At 72.3% G+C, this 15,510-nt stretch carries 12 protein-coding genes; 2 read left to right on the top strand and 10 right to left on the bottom strand.

Features of this window, described 5'->3' with window-relative positions:
* Positions 1 to 20 precede the first annotated feature (20 nt).
* Positions 21 to 974: a 2,3,4,5-tetrahydropyridine-2,6-dicarboxylate N-succinyltransferase gene (gene dapD, locus JYA75_RS23500; RefSeq protein WP_029542360.1), complete on the top strand. Its 954-nt coding sequence runs from the start codon at positions 21 to 23 to the stop codon at positions 972 to 974.
* A 16-nt stretch (positions 975 to 990) separates the two neighbouring features.
* Positions 991 to 2,379 (top strand): amino acid permease, encoded by a 1,389-nt coding sequence (locus JYA75_RS23505; protein WP_203329438.1) that lies wholly within the window; start codon positions 991 to 993, stop codon positions 2,377 to 2,379.
* 38 nt (positions 2,380 to 2,417) lie between these two features.
* On the opposite strand, the gene JYA75_RS23510 is transcribed toward JYA75_RS23505, so the two are convergent.
* The 10 genes from JYA75_RS23510 to JYA75_RS23555 form a co-directional block, all read right to left on the bottom strand.
* Positions 2,418 to 3,968: a substrate-binding domain-containing protein gene (locus JYA75_RS23510; protein WP_080688523.1), complete on the bottom strand. Its 1,551-nt coding sequence runs from the start codon at positions 3,966 to 3,968 to the stop codon at positions 2,418 to 2,420.
* 153 nt (positions 3,969 to 4,121) lie between these two features.
* Positions 4,122 to 5,387, bottom strand: a complete 1,266-nt coding sequence (locus JYA75_RS23515) for a helix-turn-helix domain-containing protein (RefSeq protein WP_006933981.1) — start codon at positions 5,385 to 5,387, stop codon at positions 4,122 to 4,124.
* 130 nt (positions 5,388 to 5,517) lie between these two features.
* Complete coding sequence (locus JYA75_RS23520) at positions 5,518 to 6,936, bottom strand: acyl-CoA synthetase (RefSeq protein ID WP_168579372.1); 1,419 nt, start codon at positions 6,934 to 6,936, stop codon at positions 5,518 to 5,520.
* A gap of 5 nt (positions 6,937 to 6,941) precedes the next feature.
* Entirely contained in the window at positions 6,942 to 7,637 is a 696-nt protein-coding gene (locus JYA75_RS23525) for a rhomboid family intramembrane serine protease (RefSeq protein WP_168579371.1), read from the bottom strand.
* A 76-nt stretch (positions 7,638 to 7,713) separates the two neighbouring features.
* Complete coding sequence (locus JYA75_RS23530) at positions 7,714 to 8,733, bottom strand: proline dehydrogenase family protein (protein WP_203329439.1); 1,020 nt, start codon at positions 8,731 to 8,733, stop codon at positions 7,714 to 7,716.
* Positions 8,730 to 10,370, bottom strand: coding sequence for an L-glutamate gamma-semialdehyde dehydrogenase (gene pruA, locus JYA75_RS23535; RefSeq protein ID WP_006933968.1), 1,641 nt, complete (start codon positions 10,368 to 10,370; stop codon positions 8,730 to 8,732). Before pruA ends, JYA75_RS23530 begins: the two co-directional genes overlap by 4 nt.
* A gap of 189 nt (positions 10,371 to 10,559) precedes the next feature.
* Positions 10,560 to 11,645, bottom strand: coding sequence for a succinyldiaminopimelate transaminase (gene dapC, locus JYA75_RS23540; RefSeq protein WP_168580543.1), 1,086 nt, complete (start codon positions 11,643 to 11,645; stop codon positions 10,560 to 10,562).
* Positions 11,646 to 11,680: 35 nt separating this feature from the next.
* Positions 11,681 to 12,004, bottom strand: coding sequence for a ferredoxin (gene fdxA, locus JYA75_RS23545; protein WP_006933964.1), 324 nt, complete (start codon positions 12,002 to 12,004; stop codon positions 11,681 to 11,683).
* A 129-nt stretch (positions 12,005 to 12,133) separates the two neighbouring features.
* Positions 12,134 to 12,835 (bottom strand): hypothetical protein, encoded by a 702-nt coding sequence (locus JYA75_RS23550; protein ID WP_168579370.1) that lies wholly within the window; start codon positions 12,833 to 12,835, stop codon positions 12,134 to 12,136.
* The gene (locus JYA75_RS23555; protein ID WP_029542348.1) at positions 12,832 to 15,465 is read right to left on the bottom strand and encodes a bifunctional FO biosynthesis protein CofGH; all 2,634 of its coding nucleotides are present in this window, start codon (positions 15,463 to 15,465) and stop codon (positions 12,832 to 12,834) included. Before JYA75_RS23555 ends, JYA75_RS23550 begins: the two co-directional genes overlap by 4 nt.
* Between the last annotated feature and the right edge of the window lie 45 nt (positions 15,466 to 15,510).

A 15,510-nucleotide genomic window follows, 5' to 3' on the forward strand; every position in this document is an offset into this window, starting at 1 on the left:
CTCGCGTACGCTTCACGACCGTGAGTGCACAGGGAGCATCAGCAGTAGGCATCGCCAACATCGCGGCGGACGGCACCGTTCTCGACACCTGGTACCCGGCCCCCACGCTGGGCGAATACAGCGAGACGGGCACGTCCCGGCTCGAGGGCACGGACATCCCGTCGGACTTCGCGCTGCTCGTCGGCGCCGACGAGGCGCGCGAGGTCAACCAGGTCGCGGTCCGCACGACGATCGCCGACCTGTCCCAGCCGCCGGCCGACGCGCACGACGCCTACCTGCGGCTGCACCTGCTGTCGCACCGCCTCGTCCGGCCGCACGGCGCCAACCTCGACGGCGTGTTCGGTCTGCTCGCCAACGTCGTGTGGACCAATTACGGCCCGTGCGCCGTCGACAACTTCGAACTGGTGCGCTCGCGCCTGCGCATCCGTGGCCCCGTGACCGTGTACGGCGTCGACAAGTTCCCCCGCATGGTCGACTACGTCGTGCCGTCCGGGGTGCGCATCGCCGATGCCGACCGTGTCCGCCTCGGCGCACACCTGGCCGCCGGCACCACCGTCATGCACGAGGGCTTCGTGAACTTCAACGCGGGCACGCTCGGCAACTCGATGGTCGAGGGCCGCATCTCCGCCGGCGTCGTCGTCGACGACGGCTCCGACATCGGTGGTGGCGCGTCGATCATGGGCACCCTGTCCGGCGGCGGCAAGGAGGTCATCGCCATCGGCAAGCGCTGCCTGCTCGGCGCCAATGCCGGTGTCGGCATCTCCCTCGGCGACGACTGCATCGTCGAGGCCGGCCTGTACGTCACCGCCGGCACCAAAGTCAGCGGCCCCGACGGCACCGTCGTCAAGGCCAAGGACCTCAACGGCCGCTCCAACCTGATGCTGCGCCGCAACTCGGTCACCGGCGCCGTCGAGGTGGTTCCCACCAAGGGCACCGGCGTCGAACTGAATGCGGCGCTGCACGCCAACGACTGACCCAGAGAAACCGATCGTGTCGAAAACCGAGCACACACTCACCGAAGCCGACCACCTCGAGCACGGGCTCAAGGTCCGGCACCTGACGATGATGGGACTCGGTTCCGCGATCGGCGCAGGCCTGTTCCTCGGGTCCGGCGTCGGCATCGCCGCCGCCGGACCCGCGGTGATCGTCTCCTACGTCCTGGCCGGCATCATGATCGTCTTCGTGATGCGCATGCTCGGGGAGATGGGAGCGGCCCTCCCGGCCAGCGGATCCTTCTCCCATTACGCCCGCATCGGCATCGGTGAATGGGCCGGCTTCACGATGGGCTGGCTCTACTGGTTCATGCTCATCATGGTGCTGGGCGTCGAGATCACCGGCGCCTCGGCGATCGTGAGCAGCTGGCTGCCGGGCGTGCCGCAATGGGTGGTGGCCCTGGTGTTCGTCACGTTCTTCGCGGTGGTGAACCTGGCGAAGGTCGCCAACTTCGGCGAGTTCGAGTTCTGGTTCGCGGCGCTGAAGGTCGCGGTCATCATCGCGTTCCTCGTCATCGGCGTGCTGCTGGTGTTCGGTCTGCTGCCGGACACCGAGCCGGTGGGACTGACACACCTGCTCGGCGACGGCGACGGTTTCGCCCCCAACGGGCTCGCCGGTATCGCCGCCGGCCTGCTGGCCGTCGCCTTCGCGTTCGGCGGCATCGAGATCGTCACCATCGCCGCGGCCGAGTCGCGCGACCCCGAGCGGTCCATCGCGACCGCGGTGCGCACCGTCGTGTGGCGCATCAGCCTGTTCTACCTGGGCTCGATCTCGATCATGGTGCTGGTGCTGCCGTGGACGTCGGCGAGCGGGGAGACCTCGCCGTTCGTGAGCGTCCTCGACATCGCCGGCCTGCCGTACGTGTCGGGCTTCATGGAACTCGTCGTGGTGATCGCCCTGCTGTCGGCGTTCAACGCCAACGTCTACGGCACCTCACGCATGGCGTACTCCCTCGCCCGGGGCGGCGACGGCCCGACCGTCCTCGCGAAGCTCTCCCGCACGGGTGTTCCCCGCAACGCCGTGCTGCTGTCCGTGTTCCTCGGGTTCGTTTCGGTCCTGCTGAACTGGTGGCTGCCGGAGGACATCCTCGGCATCCTGCTCAACGCGGTCGGCTCCGCCCTGCTGGCGATCTGGATCTTCATCGTCGTCTCGCACCTGCGGCTGCGGCCCACGCTCGAACAGGAGGGCCGCCTCACCGTCCGGATGTGGGCGTTCCCCTACCTGAGCTGGCTGACCCTGGCCATGCTCGGCGCGTTCATCGTGCTCATGCTGTTCGACTCCGCCGCGCGGATACAGCTGGCCTCGACGGCGGTGCTGTTCCTGTTCATCGCCGCGGTGTCCCGGCTGTGGCAGCGCCGGAGCCGGTCCCGCACCGCGGCGCGGTAGTGCCGGAGGCGCGGTAGGTCCGGGGGTGGCCGGCGGCCTCAGCGCTCGCCGCGGTCGGCGAGGGCGTTGACGAAGACGTTCGCGATGTCCGCGGGGTCGCGGGCGACGTAGCTCGAGCCGCCGGTCACGCGGGAGATCTCGGCGAGGGTCTGCGCATCCGCGTCCTCCGTGATGCCGATCGTCACGACGATCACCGGCCGTGCCGGGTCCTGCTCCCGCGCGAGGATCTCGAGGAGCTGCGCCTCGGTGATGCTGTCCGGATCCTCGTTCGCTCCGTCGGTGAGGACGATGACGCTGTTGACCGCGCGCGGGTCGTAACTCTGCTGCACGGCGCGGAACGCCGCGAGAGTCGTGTCGTACAGGCCGGTGCCACCCCCGACCAGACCGGGCACCTTCTCCGCCTGGGCCGCCATCACCTCACGCTGGGTGCGCCCGTCCACGTCGGTGTCGTACCGCCGGATCGGCACCAGCTCGAGATAGTCCTGGCCGTCACCGCCGAGGTCCTGCGAGAACGCCCACAGCCCGGCGGAGACGCTGTCGGGGAACATCGCATTGCCCGCGAGGGCGGCCCGCACCGTCAGGTCCATCCGGGTGCCGTCGCCGGCGGGAAACCGCATCGAACCGGACACGTCGATCGCGACGAGCGTGCGGATCGGCAACGCCATCAGCGACCAGGCGCCGAGCGCCTCCTCCGCCATCGCCTCGTCCCGCAGCGACAGCAGCGGCACGCCCCCGATGCCGCGGCCGTCGGGCAACGGCTCGCCGTCGGGCCCGCGGAACCCGTGGTCGTGGAACACGTCGAGGGCCTTCTCCGTGCCCAGCACCTCGATCAGTACCCGTGCGGCGTCCGTCGCGCGATGGTGCCGGTCGGGCACCGGCGACGTCACCACCACCGGATATTCCAGCAGGATGCTGCCGTTGTCCGGTACCCGCGCCTCGAGGGCCGACTCGTTCGCCGTCGTGAAGGCCAGCACCTGCTGCTCGGTGGCGACGCCGATGCCGTCGGCGCCGATCGTCGCCAGCAGGTCGGCGCCGCTGGGCGCCTCCTCGGTGCGGATGCTCTCCTTCTGGGCCAGGGGCACCATGGCGGTGCGCACCGTGCCGACGGCGACGGGGTCGTCCTGGGTCTCGGCCAGGGCCGCCCGGATCGGGGCGGCGGCGACACCGGTCCGCAGCGGGTTGCCCAGCACCAGATCCGGGATCGCGAGGGCGGCGCGCCAGCTGGACACCTCCGGAACCGCCCCCGGGGGCCCGACCAGCACCGCGGGGGTGCTCGCGACCGCCCCGGCGATCATCTGTACCGGCCCGGCGGCGGTCGGTGCCGCACGACTCGCCCACCACCGGGCATCGGGAATCCACAGGTCGGGCGCGTCGATCCCCTTGCCGAGCAGCCCGGCGACGTCCCCCGGTTCGGCGGTGTCGACCGTGAACTCGTAGCAGTGGGTGTCCGCGTTTTCCGAGAGGACGGAACTCACGGCCGGTTCGATGCTCGGAGCGACGGCGAGGCTGTACTGCTCGACGGTGTCGCATCCTCCGGTCAGGGCGCGGACGACGCCGACTCCGGCCGCCGCGAGCACTACCACCACCACCGCTCCGACGACTGCGACAACCCGGGTCGATCGGCCGTCACGTGCCGTCCGCACGCTGTGGCGGCCTCCTGCCATGTGGTCCTCCCCTGCCGGTGCCGGGCCGCGCCGCACACACCGTCGTCATGATCTGCGCCACATCGTAACGGTCCGGTCTCACGTGCCGTCGGAAGGTGAGCCGCCGGCTGCCGCTCCGCTCTGGAGGCGCCGCGCGACGAGCGCGGCGTGCAGGTGGCGCAGCCCGGAGGGGACGGTGGGATCGAACCCGGTGAGCTGCGCGACCCGCTTGAGCCGGTAGTCGACGGTGTTGGCGTGCACGTGCAGGCTCCGCGCGGTGCGCTGGCGGCTCAGTTCGTGGGCGATGTGGGTCTCGAGGGTCTCGACCAGCTCGGGCGCGTCGGCGAGCGGTTCGAGCACCCGCACGAGGTGCTCGCGGGCCGGCCCGGGCCGGGTGAGCTGATACTCGAACGCGAGGTCCTGCATCCGGTATACGCCGGCGGGCCGGCGCAGATGGCCGACCAGTTCGAGCAATTCGTGCGCCTGGTGCGCCGCGGCGGGGATGCCCGGGACGTCGGACTCGACGAGCGAGACCGTCAGCGGCACCCCCGCGGCACGCGCGACCCGCTCGTAGAGCGCGGTGCGGATGTGCTCGGCCGGGGTGTCGCCGAGCAGCACGGTGCCGCCCTCGGGTCCGAGCATGGTCAGCTGCCGGCCGTCGCACACCCGGTCCAGCTCGGTCTCGAGCCGCCGCAGGGTACGCCGCGCGACGACCTCCGGCCGCACGTGCGGATTGCGCTCGTCCGGGTGCCGGCCCAGCCGCACGCCCAGCACCGTGTACCGCTCGGCCAGCTCGAGCCCGGACCGGCGCGCGACGGCGGCGGCGTCCTGCCCGCCGAGCAGGGCCGTCACGAGCTCCTGGGCCGCGACGTCGCGGTTGCGGCGCATCGCCTCGAGTTCGGCGACGAACCCGGTGGTCGCGGCGACGGTGACGCGTTCGAGCAGCGCCATCCACAGCCGCGACGCCGCGGCGACCGACTCGACGTCGCCCTCGCGGGCCCGGGCGGTGACGAGTTCCCAGCCCAGCCGGATGCCCTCGTGGTAGATGCGCAGCATGTATTCCAGACGGAACCCGGCGCGCGCCCACTGGGCGGCGCTGCTGCGCAGCTCCGACAGGTCGGCGTCGGTCGGCAGCTCCCCCGTGTCGAGCACCTGGATCGCCAGGCGCAGGCACCGGACGGTGATCTCGGTGACGTCGCCGCGCAGGGCTTCGCCCGGTTGCAGCGAACACGGCGCGACGTTGTCCGCGAAGTGCGCGACCAGCTTGCGGGCGACGGCGCGCAGGTCCCGCAGCGGGACCGAGGCGGGCCTTCCGTCGACGACGAACGCCACCCCGGACCGCGAACCGTATTCGGACACCGACATTCCGCGGAACCCCCCATGACTCCGGAAAGAGACGAACTTACTCTGCCGTAGGAAGGTACGTGGCCCGGGCGAATCGGACAAGGGCCCGCAGAGACCTGGCTCACACCCGGCGGCGGCGACGGGCCGAGACTCAGGTCAGCAGCTGCTTCTTCTGGACCTTGCCCATCGCGTTGCGCGGGAGGGTGTCCACCACCCGCACCTCCCGCGGCCGCTTGTGCACGGAGAGCTGACGGGCCACGAGCTCGATCAGCGCGCCCGGGTCGACGGCCGGGCCGTCCGGGGCGGGCACCACGAAGGCGACGATGCGCTGGCCCAGGTCGTCGTCGGGGACGCCCACCACCGCGACCTCCCGCACGGACGGATCGCCGAGCAGCACGGTCTCGATCTCGCCGGCCCCGACCCGGAAGCCGCCGGACTTGATCAGGTCCGTCGACTCGCGACCGACGATGCGGTGGAACCCGCCCGGATCGATCGCCGCGACGTCGCCGGTGACGAACCACCCGTCCGGGGTCCACGCCGCGGCCGTCGCGTCGGGACGGTTCAGGTAGCCGTCGAACAGCATCGGCCCGCGCACCTGCAGCCCGCCGATGCTCTCCCCGTCGTGGGGGACGTCGTTGCCGTGCTCGTCGCGCAGCCGGGTTTCGACCCCGCGCACCGGAGTACCCACCCATCCGGGCCGGCGCTCCCCGTCGACCCGGGTGCTGAGCGTCAGCATCGTCTCGCTCATCCCGTACCGCTCGATCGGGGTCAGCCCGGTCAGCTCGCGCAGGCGCTCGAACACCGGGACGGGCAGCGGCGCGCTGCCGGACACGAGCAGCCGCGCACCGCTCAGGGCCTTCGCGGATTCCTCGTCCTCCACGACGCGGGACCACACCGTCGGCACCCCGAAGTACAGGGTGCCGTGCGCCTGCGCGTACGCCTCCGGGGTGGGCCTGCCGGTGTGGATCAGCCGGCTGCCGACGCGCAGCGGACCGAGCACGCCGAGGATCAGGCCGTGCACGTGGAACAAGGGCAGCCCGTGCACCAGCGTGTCGCGTTCGGTCCAGTCCCACGCCTCGGCCAGCGCGTCGATCCCGGCCGCGATCGCGCGGCGGCTCAGCAGCACGCCCTTGGGCGCGCCGGTGGTGCCGGAGGTGTAGAGCACGAACGCCGTGCGGGACGGATCGGGTTCCGGGTGACTGTGCCAGTCGCGGGCGTGCAGCCGAACCGGCACCACCGGCAGGCCGGGTTCGTCCGGGACGTCGCCGAGCCACGCCTGAGCTCCGGAGTCGCGCAGGATGTGCTCCCGTTCCGCGGGGCCGGAGTCCGGTGGCACCGGGACGACGGTGACCCCGGCGAGCAGGCAGCCCACCACCGCGATCACCGTCGTCGCTGTCGGCGCGGCGAGCACCGCGAGGCGTTCGGCTCCGCCGATGCGGCGGGCCAGGGCACCGGCCGCGCCGAGGATGTCGCTGCGCGAGAGCGTGTGCCCGTCGATGCGGAGCGCGTCGGGCAGGTCGTCGCCGCGCGCGACGGCCAGGGGGTTGAGGGAACGAAGCAGCGAAGACACGTCGGTCAGGATCGCACAGCCGCCGCGAGGGCGGCGCGGCGCGGCGGCGCCACCGTCCCGAGCACCGCGCCGAGCAGCACACCGACGAGGACGGCCACGCCGTGCCCGTCACCGGCCACCACCAGCACCGCGCCGGCGAGGCCGATGCCGACGGCGGCCGCGAGCACGGCCCCGCGGGCGCCGACCGCCAGCCACAGGCCCGCGATCGACCCCGCGACCGCGAACGACGCGCCCGAGCTGCCGGCACCGGTCGACGGCGACACGAACGCGGTGAACAGCCCGAACAGCAGCTGGCTCACCGCGAACAACCCGACCGCCCGGCCCGGGCCCCACACCCGCACCGCGACGGTCGCGACGACGGCGAGGAGGAGCAGATTCACCAGGGTGACGAACACGCCGCCGTCCTGCACGAGCACCGAGGTCAGGACCCGCCACCATTCGTCCTCGGCGCGGATCCGCAGCGGGTCGCGGCCGAACGTCCCGAGCAGCGACGGCACGGCCAGGCGCAGCAGCGACGGGACCGCGACGACGAGCCACAGCACGAGCGCGGTCACCGGCGGCGGCCACAGCAGCCGCCCCGGCGGGGGCCACCACACCAGCCGCCCCGGCGGCGCGCACCGACGCTGCGCGAGCAGCACCGCGAGGGCCGCGACGAGGGCGAGCAGGAGCACCGAACCGGGGTCGGCCTCCGAGGTGCTCACGGGCGTCAATGTACCTGCGGACGTACCCGGCGTCCGGTTCCGTCGACGGCGGGTCCGCTCCCCCGGCGCCGGACGTTCAATCCCGTGACACCACCGAGCGCAGGAAGAACCGCAGGTTCGACGGCCGCTCCGCGAGCCGCCGCATCAGGTACCCGTACCACTGGGCCCCGTAGGGGACGTACACCCGCATGCGCAGGCCGGCGCCGGCGAGCCGGCGCTGTTCGAGGTCGCGGATCCCGTACAGCATCTGATGCTCGAATCCGTCCGGGCCGCGGGCGTACTCGGCGGCGAGCGGGCCCGCGGCCGCCACGATCGCCGGGTCGTGCGAGGCCACCATCGGATAGCCCTGCCCGGCCATGAGCACCCGCAGGCACCGCAGGTACGAGGCGTCCACCTCGGCGGAATCCTGGTACGCCACCGACGCCGGTTCGCGGTAGGCGCCCTTGCACAGCCGCACCCGCGAGCCCGGGCCGGACAGGTCCCGGCAGTCCGCCTCGGTGCGGCGCAGGTAGGCCTGCAGCACGGCACCGACCCAGGGGAAGTCCTCGCGCAGCCGCCGCACGATCGACAGGGTGGCGTCGGTGGTGGTGTGGTCCTCGGCGTCGACGGTGACCCACACCCCCGCCGCGGCGGTGGCCGCGCAGATCTGCCGGGCGTGCCCGAGCGCGATGCCGGGGCCCTCGGCGCCGAGGGCCAGGCCGAGCGCGGTGAGCTTGACCGACACCTCCACCGCCGGCATCGGGGCATCGCGCTCGACCAGCGGAGCCAGGTCGGCGATCAGCGCCTCGTATTCGGCGACGATCGCCCGGGCCTGCGCGAGATCGGTGGTGTCCTCCCCGAGGTGGTCGATGCTCACCGCCCGTCCGGTGCCGAGCAGGGCCTTCGTGGCCGCCAGCGCGTCGGGGCGGGTGTCCCCGGCGACGAACCGGTCGACGAGCCGGCGTGTCGGCGGCGCCGTGGTGACCAGCGCCCGGACGCGGGGCGACTTCGCGGCCGCGAGGATCACCGGCCGCAGCGGGTTCGACGCCAGCCGCGGCAGCGCCCGCGACGTCACGGGCGGCGACGGCAGCGGTTCCGAGGCGACCACGGACCTCACCCGCCCTTCATGTGCGGGTACCGGTAGTCCGTCGGTGGCACGAACGTCTCCTTGATCGTCCGCGCCGACACCCAGCGCAGCAGGTTCAGCGGCGAGCCCGCCTTGTCGTCGGTGCCGGACGCCCGGCCGCCGCCGAAGGGTTGCTGCCCCACCACCGCGCCCGTGGGTTTGTCGTTGACGTAGAAGTTGCCGGCCGCGAACCGCAGCGCGGCGGTGGCCTCCTCGACGGCCGCGCGGTCCTCGGCGATCACCGAGCCGGTGAGCGCGTAGGGGGCACCGCGGTCGACGAGGTCGAGCACCCGCCGCCACGCGTCCGGCTCCGCGTCGTCGTAGACGTGCACACTCAGCACCGGACCGAAGTACTCCGTGCACATCGACTCGTCACCCGGATCGTCGGTGAGCAGGACGGTGGGCCGCACGAACCAGCCGACCCACTGGTCGTACCCGCCGCCGACGGCGATCTCGATCGACTCGCGGTCGCGGGCCCGCTCGAGGGCGCCGACGACCTTCTCGTAGGCGGTCCGGTCGATCAGGGCGCCGCCGAAGTTCGACAGGTCGGTCACGTCGCCGTAGGTCAGGCTCTCGACCTCGTCGAGGAACTCGGTGCGCATGCGCCGCCACAGGGAGCGGGGCAGAAACGCCCGCGACGCCGCCGAGCACTTCTGTCCCTGATATTCGAAGGCCCCCCGGATCAGGGCCGTGGACAGCACGCCCGGATCGGCCGACGGGTGCGCGAGGACGAAGTCCTTGCCGCCGGTCTCCCCCACCAGCCGCGGATACGTGCGGTAGCCGTCGATGTTGGCCCCGACCTCCCGCCACAGGTGCTGGAACGTCCGGGTCGACCCGGTGAAGTGGATACCGGCCAGCCGAGGATCGCGCAGGAGCACCTCCGACGCGACCCGGCCGTCCCCGGTGATCAGATTGATCACGCCCGGCGGCATCCCCGCCGCCTCGAGCAGGCGCATCGTCCAGTACGCCGACAGGGACTGCGTCGGTGCGGGCTTCCACACCACGGTGTTGCCCAGCAGCGCCGGAGCGGTGGGCAGGTTCCCGGCGATCGCCGTGAAGTTGAACGGGGTGATCGCGTACACGAACCCCTCGAGCGGCCGGTAGTCCATCCGGTTCCACACACCCGGCGACGAATACGGCTGGTCGGCGAGCAGCGCCCGGGCGAAGTGCACGTTGAATCGCCAGAAGTCGACCAGTTCGCACGGCGCGTCGATCTCCGCCTGCTGCACCGACTTGGACTGGCCCAGCATGGTGGCGGCCGCGATCGTCTCCCGCCACGGCCCGGCCAGCAGGTCGGCGGCCCGCAGCAGCACGGCCGCGCGGGCGTCGAACGACATCTCCCGCCACGCGGGGGCCGCGGCCGTCGCCGCCTCGACGGCCGCCGTCGCCTCAGCCGGGGTGGCGTTGCGCAGGGTGCCGAGCACCGCGTGATGGTTGTGGGGCTGCACGATGTCGAAGCGATCGCCCTCACCGTGCACGTGCTCGCCGCCGATGACGTGCGAGACGTCCACCGGTTCGGCCGCCAGCTCCTTCAGCTTGGCGGTCAGACGCTCCCGCTCCGGGCTGCCGGGAGCGTAGGTGTGGACCGGCTCGTTGGCCGGCGCAGGAACTGCAGTGACGGCGTCCATGGGGCCTCCCTGGGCCCAGGGTAGCGCCGAACACGGCGTCGCATACGGCAATCCTGCTCGGGCAGCGTCGCTTCCGCCGCGCGCCGCCGCGCGCGCATCACGTCAGCCGGTGCGCGCACATCACATCAGCCGCTGCGCGCGCATCACATCAGCCGCTGCGCGCACATCACATCAGCCGGTGCGCGCACATCACATCAGCCGCTGCGCGGCGGCCGCGATCCTCTCGTCCGAGGCCGTCAGCGCGATCCGCACGTGCTGGACGCCGCCGGGACCGTAGAACTCGCCCGGGGCCACGAGGATCCCGCGTTCGGCGAACCAGTCCACCGTCGCGCGGCACTCCTCGCCGCGGCTCGCCCACAGGTACAGGCCGGCTTCGGAGTGATCCACCGTGAACCCGGCACCGCGGACGGCCGCGAGCAGCACCTCGCGGCGCTTGCGGTACAGCTCGCGCTGCGCGTTCTCGTGTTCGTCGTCGTTCAGCGCGACGGTCATCGCCGACTGGATCGGCAGCGGCACCATCATGCCGGCGTGCTTACGCACCTCGAGCAGGTCCGCGATGAGTTCGGCGTCGCCGGTGACGAAGCCGGCGCGGTAGCTGGCCAGGTTCGACGTCTTCGACAGCGAGTGCACCGCGAGCAGGTTCGTGTGGTCGCCGTCGCACACGCTCGGGTGCAGGATGGACAGTGCCTCACCCTCCCAGGTCAGGCCCAGGTAGCACTCGTCGGAGACGACGATCGCGTCCCGGCTGCGCGCCCAGTCCACTACCTTGCGCAGGTGTTCGAGGCCGAGCACCTTGCCCGTCGGGTTCGACGGCGAGTTCACGAACACCAGCGCCGCGCCCTCGGGTCCCAGGCGGTTGAGGCCGTCGGCACGAATGATCCGCGTGCCGGCGAGCAGCGCTCCCACCTCGTACGTCGGGTACGCGAGCTCGGGGATCACCACCAGGTCGCTGCCGCCGAGGCCGAGGAGGCTCGGCAGCCACGCGATCATCTCCTTGGTGCCGATGGCCGGCAGGATCGCGGACGCGTCGATGCCGGTGACGCCGTAGCGTCGGGCCAGCGCCCCGACCGCGGCGGCGCGCAGCGCTTCCGTGCCGTGGGTGGTCGGATACCCGGATTCCTCCGCGACGGCGAGCAGCGCCTCACGGATGACCGGGGCGACGGGGTCGACGGGGGTGCCGACCGAGAGATTGACGATGCCGCCGGGGTGCGCGGCCGCCTTCTCCTTCGCGCCGGTCAGCGAGTCCCACGGAAAGTCCGGCAGGCTCGCGGCCACCGAACGACGAGTGCGCGTCACGGTACCGCCGATCACTATTCCTCGCCCATGGGCGGCAGGGCCTTGACGAACGGCGGGTCGTAATCGACCTTGCCGAGCTTCGCGGCGCCACCCGGGGATCCGAGATCGTCGAAGAAGTCGACGTTGGCCTTGACGTACGCGCTCCACTCGTCCGGCACGTCGTCCTCGTAGAAGATCGCCTCGACGGGGCACACCGGCTCGCAGGCACCGCAGTCCACGCACTCGTCCGGATGGATGTACAGCATGCGACCGCCCTCGTAGATGCAGTCGACCGGGCATTCCTCGATGCACGCCTTGTCCAACACGTCCACGCACGGTTCCGCAATCGTGTACGTCACTGGTGTTCTCCCTGCCTCTCTGGTCGCCCGCCCACCTGCACGGTCACGCCGAATCGGGGCGCGCTCCGCGTCCGTCGACGTCCAGTATCCCCCGCCGCGGGGACACCCCTCCGAGTTAGGGTGCCCTGACTAGACGGGCCCCGGCTGGGCGCCCAGCCACTGCTGCCCGTCCGCGGCGGCCCGGGACAGGGCGGACCGCTCGCCGACGTATCCGGCCAGTGCCCCCACCAGCGGCAGCACGCCGAGCGCGCGCCACGCGCCCGACGGCTGCGGACGCCGCGCGAATTCCGCGTTCACCGCGCGGACCAGGTCGATCGTCGACCGCACCGGACGCCGCACCCACGACAGCGGTGTCCCGGTTTCGTCCGTGCCGAGGAGGTCGCGGCGGCACAGCACGGCCGCGAGCATCCGCACCTGGCGGTCGCGGTCGTGGATTCCGCGTTCCCGGGCGACGGCGAGCAGCACGATCGCCTGGTTCACGAAGCCGAGCGCGTCCTGCAGCGGCAGCATCCGGCCCACCACCCCGAGCATGCCGGAGAACGCGACGGGCAGCGTCGAGACCGAGCCGAGCCCGCCGACCCACCAGTTCACCCGCTCCTGTTCCGACGCGGCCGCCCACGCCGCCGTGCCCGGCACGCGACCGGCGTCGAGCACGGCCGCGGCCGCGTCGAGCACCTGCTCGACCGGGGTCCGCTCCCGCACCGTGGGCACGAACGTGCGGGCCTTGAGACCGAACGGGTCGAGGTACGCCAGGTCGAACAGCGGCCCGACGCCCGCGGCGGTCGCATCCAGGGCCGCCGCGACGACCCCGTCGCCCAGCCTGGGGCTCACCGGCCGGCCCCGCTGAGGGCGCCCCCGTCGACAGCGAGCGGCGCGTAGGCGGTGCTCCGCTGACGGGCCGGGCGACCGATGCCCTCGGCGATCGCCACGAGTTCTGCCACGGTCTTCTCCGAGCCGTGCTGGGAACCCGCCATCCGGGAGATCGTCTCCTCCATCAGGGTGCCGCCGAGGTCGTTGGCGCCGCCCTGCAGCATCGCCTGCGTGCCGGCGACACCCAGCTTGACCCAGCTGGTCTGGATGTTGTCGATCCGGCCGTGCAGCATGATCCGCGCCAGCGCGTGCGCGGCGCGGTTGTCGCGCAACGTCGGACCGGGCCGCGACGCGCCGGCCAGGTACAGCGGCGACGACTGGTGCACGAACGGCAGCAGCACGAACTCCGTGAAGCCGCCGGTGCGGTCCTGGATCCCACGCAGCACGTTCAGGTGCCCCACCCAGTGGTGCGGCTGGTCGACGTGGCCGTACATCATCGTCGAGCTGGACCGCAGCCCCACCTCGTGTGCGGTGGTGACCACCTCGATCCACTCCGCGGTGGGCAGCTTGCCCTTGGTGAGCACCCAGCGGACCTCGTCGTCGAGGATCTCCGCGGCGGTGCCGGGGATCGTGTCGAGGCCGGCCTCACGCAGCTCGGTCAGCCAGTCGCGGACGGACACGCCGCTGCGGGAGACGCCGTTGGCGATCTCCATCGGGGAGAAGGCGTGCACGTGCATCGACGGCACCCGCTCCTTGACCGCGCGGACCAGGTCGGCGTAGCCGGTGACGGGCAGTTCCGGGTCGATGCCGCCCTGCATGCACACCTCGGTGGCACCGGCGACGTGCGCCTCCCACGCCCGGTCCGCGACCTCCGCGGTGGACAGGGTGAACGCGTCGGCGTCGCCCTTGCGCTGCGCGAACGCGCAGAACCGGCAGCCGGTGTAGCAGATGTTGGTGAAGTTGATGTTCCGGTTGATCACGTACGTGACGTCGTCGCCGACCGTGTCCCGGCGCAGCTGGTCGGCCAGGGCGACGACCGCCTCGAGGCCGGGCCCGTCGGCGTGCGCGAGGGCGACGTACTGGGCGTCGGTACAACCGGCGGGGTCCTTCTCCGCGGCGCGCAGCGCCGAGAGCACGTCCCCGTCCAACCGCACCGGGGCATTCGCGCCGAGTGCGAGGACCTGCTCGCGCACGGTGTCCCAGTCGCCGAACGCGCTGCCGAGGTCGGAGCGGTACTCGGTGTTGCGCCCGGTCACGTCGATCTCGGAGTTCAGATCCACGCGGCCGCTGGACTCCCAATCGAGGTCGGGCTCCTGCCACGGCTGCCCCTGCGGGGTCACGTCCCGGGCCAGACCGGTCGCCGGGTCCGCCAGCGCGCGCACGTGGGCGGCGATCCGCGGGTCGATCCACGGCTGCCCGGCCAGCACGTACTGCGGCTGGGCCGCGATCCGCTCGGTGAGGGTGAACCCGGCGTCGGCGCTGATCCGTGCGAGCGCGTCCAGGTTCGGCCACGGCCGTTCCGGGTTGACGTGGTCCGGGGTCAGCGGTGAGACCCCGCCCCAGTCGTCGACGCCCGCGGCGAGCAGCGCGCGGCACTCGTCGGCGGCGACGAGGTTCGGCGGCGCCTGGATGCGCATGGACGGGCCGAGCACGAGCCGGGCCACGGCGATCGCGGCCCGGAACTCGTCGAGTCCGGCGTCGTCCACGTCGCGCATCGCGGTGTCGTCCTTCGCCCGGAAGTTCTGCACGATCACTTCCTGGATATGTCCGAACGCCTTGTGCTGCTTGCGGATTGCCGCGATGGATTCGGCGCGCTCGGTGAGCGTCTCGCCGATGCCGACGAGGATGCCGGTCGTGAACGGCACCGACAGCCGGCCCGCGTCGGTGAGCACCCGCAGCCGCACCGCCGGGTCCTTGTCGGGGCTGCCGTAGTGGCACTCCCCCTGCTCGGTGAACAACCGGGTCGACGTGGTCTCGAGCATCATGCCCATCGACGGGGCCACCGGCTTGAGACGGGACATCTCGGCCCAGCTCATCACCCCGGGGTTCAGGTGCGGCAGCAGCCCGGTCTCCTCGAGAACCCGGATCGCCATCGCGCGCACGTAGTCGAGGGTCGAGTCGTAGCCCCGCTCGTCGAGCCACTGCCGCGCCTCCGGCCAGCGCTCCTCGGGCCGGTCACCGAGCGTGAAAAGCGCTTCCTTGCAACCCAGTTCGGCTCCACGCCGGGCGATGTCCAGGATCTCGTCGGGCTCGAGATACATCCCCTGCCCGGCGGCGCGCAGCTTGCCCGGCACGGTCACGAACGTGCAGTAGTGGCAGCGGTCCCGGCACAGCCGGGTGATGGGGACGAACACCTTGCGGGAATAGGTGACCGTGCCCGGCCGGCCCGCCGCGAGCAGACCGGCGTCGCGCACCCGGGCGGCCGAGGCACACAGGTCCTCGAGATCCGATCCCCGGGCGGCGAGCAGGATCGCGGCCTCGTCGACGTTGAGCGTCGCCCCGTCCCGCGCGCGCCGCAACGCCCGCCGCATGCCCGACGGGGAAACCCGCACAGGATCCGCCGCGGACGACGCGGGCCCGGCCGCGCCGGCGCGGACCGAGGGCAGGGGCAACATCGCGGGCGTGGCACCGTCGTGGGTCGAATCGGTCATTCGCCGATCATGCGCCACCCGCCGTACCCATGCCACCTCGGGGGC

Source organism: Rhodococcus sp. PSBB066, assembly GCF_017068255.1.
GTDB classification, from domain to species: domain Bacteria; phylum Actinomycetota; class Actinomycetes; order Mycobacteriales; family Mycobacteriaceae; genus Rhodococcus; species Rhodococcus aetherivorans.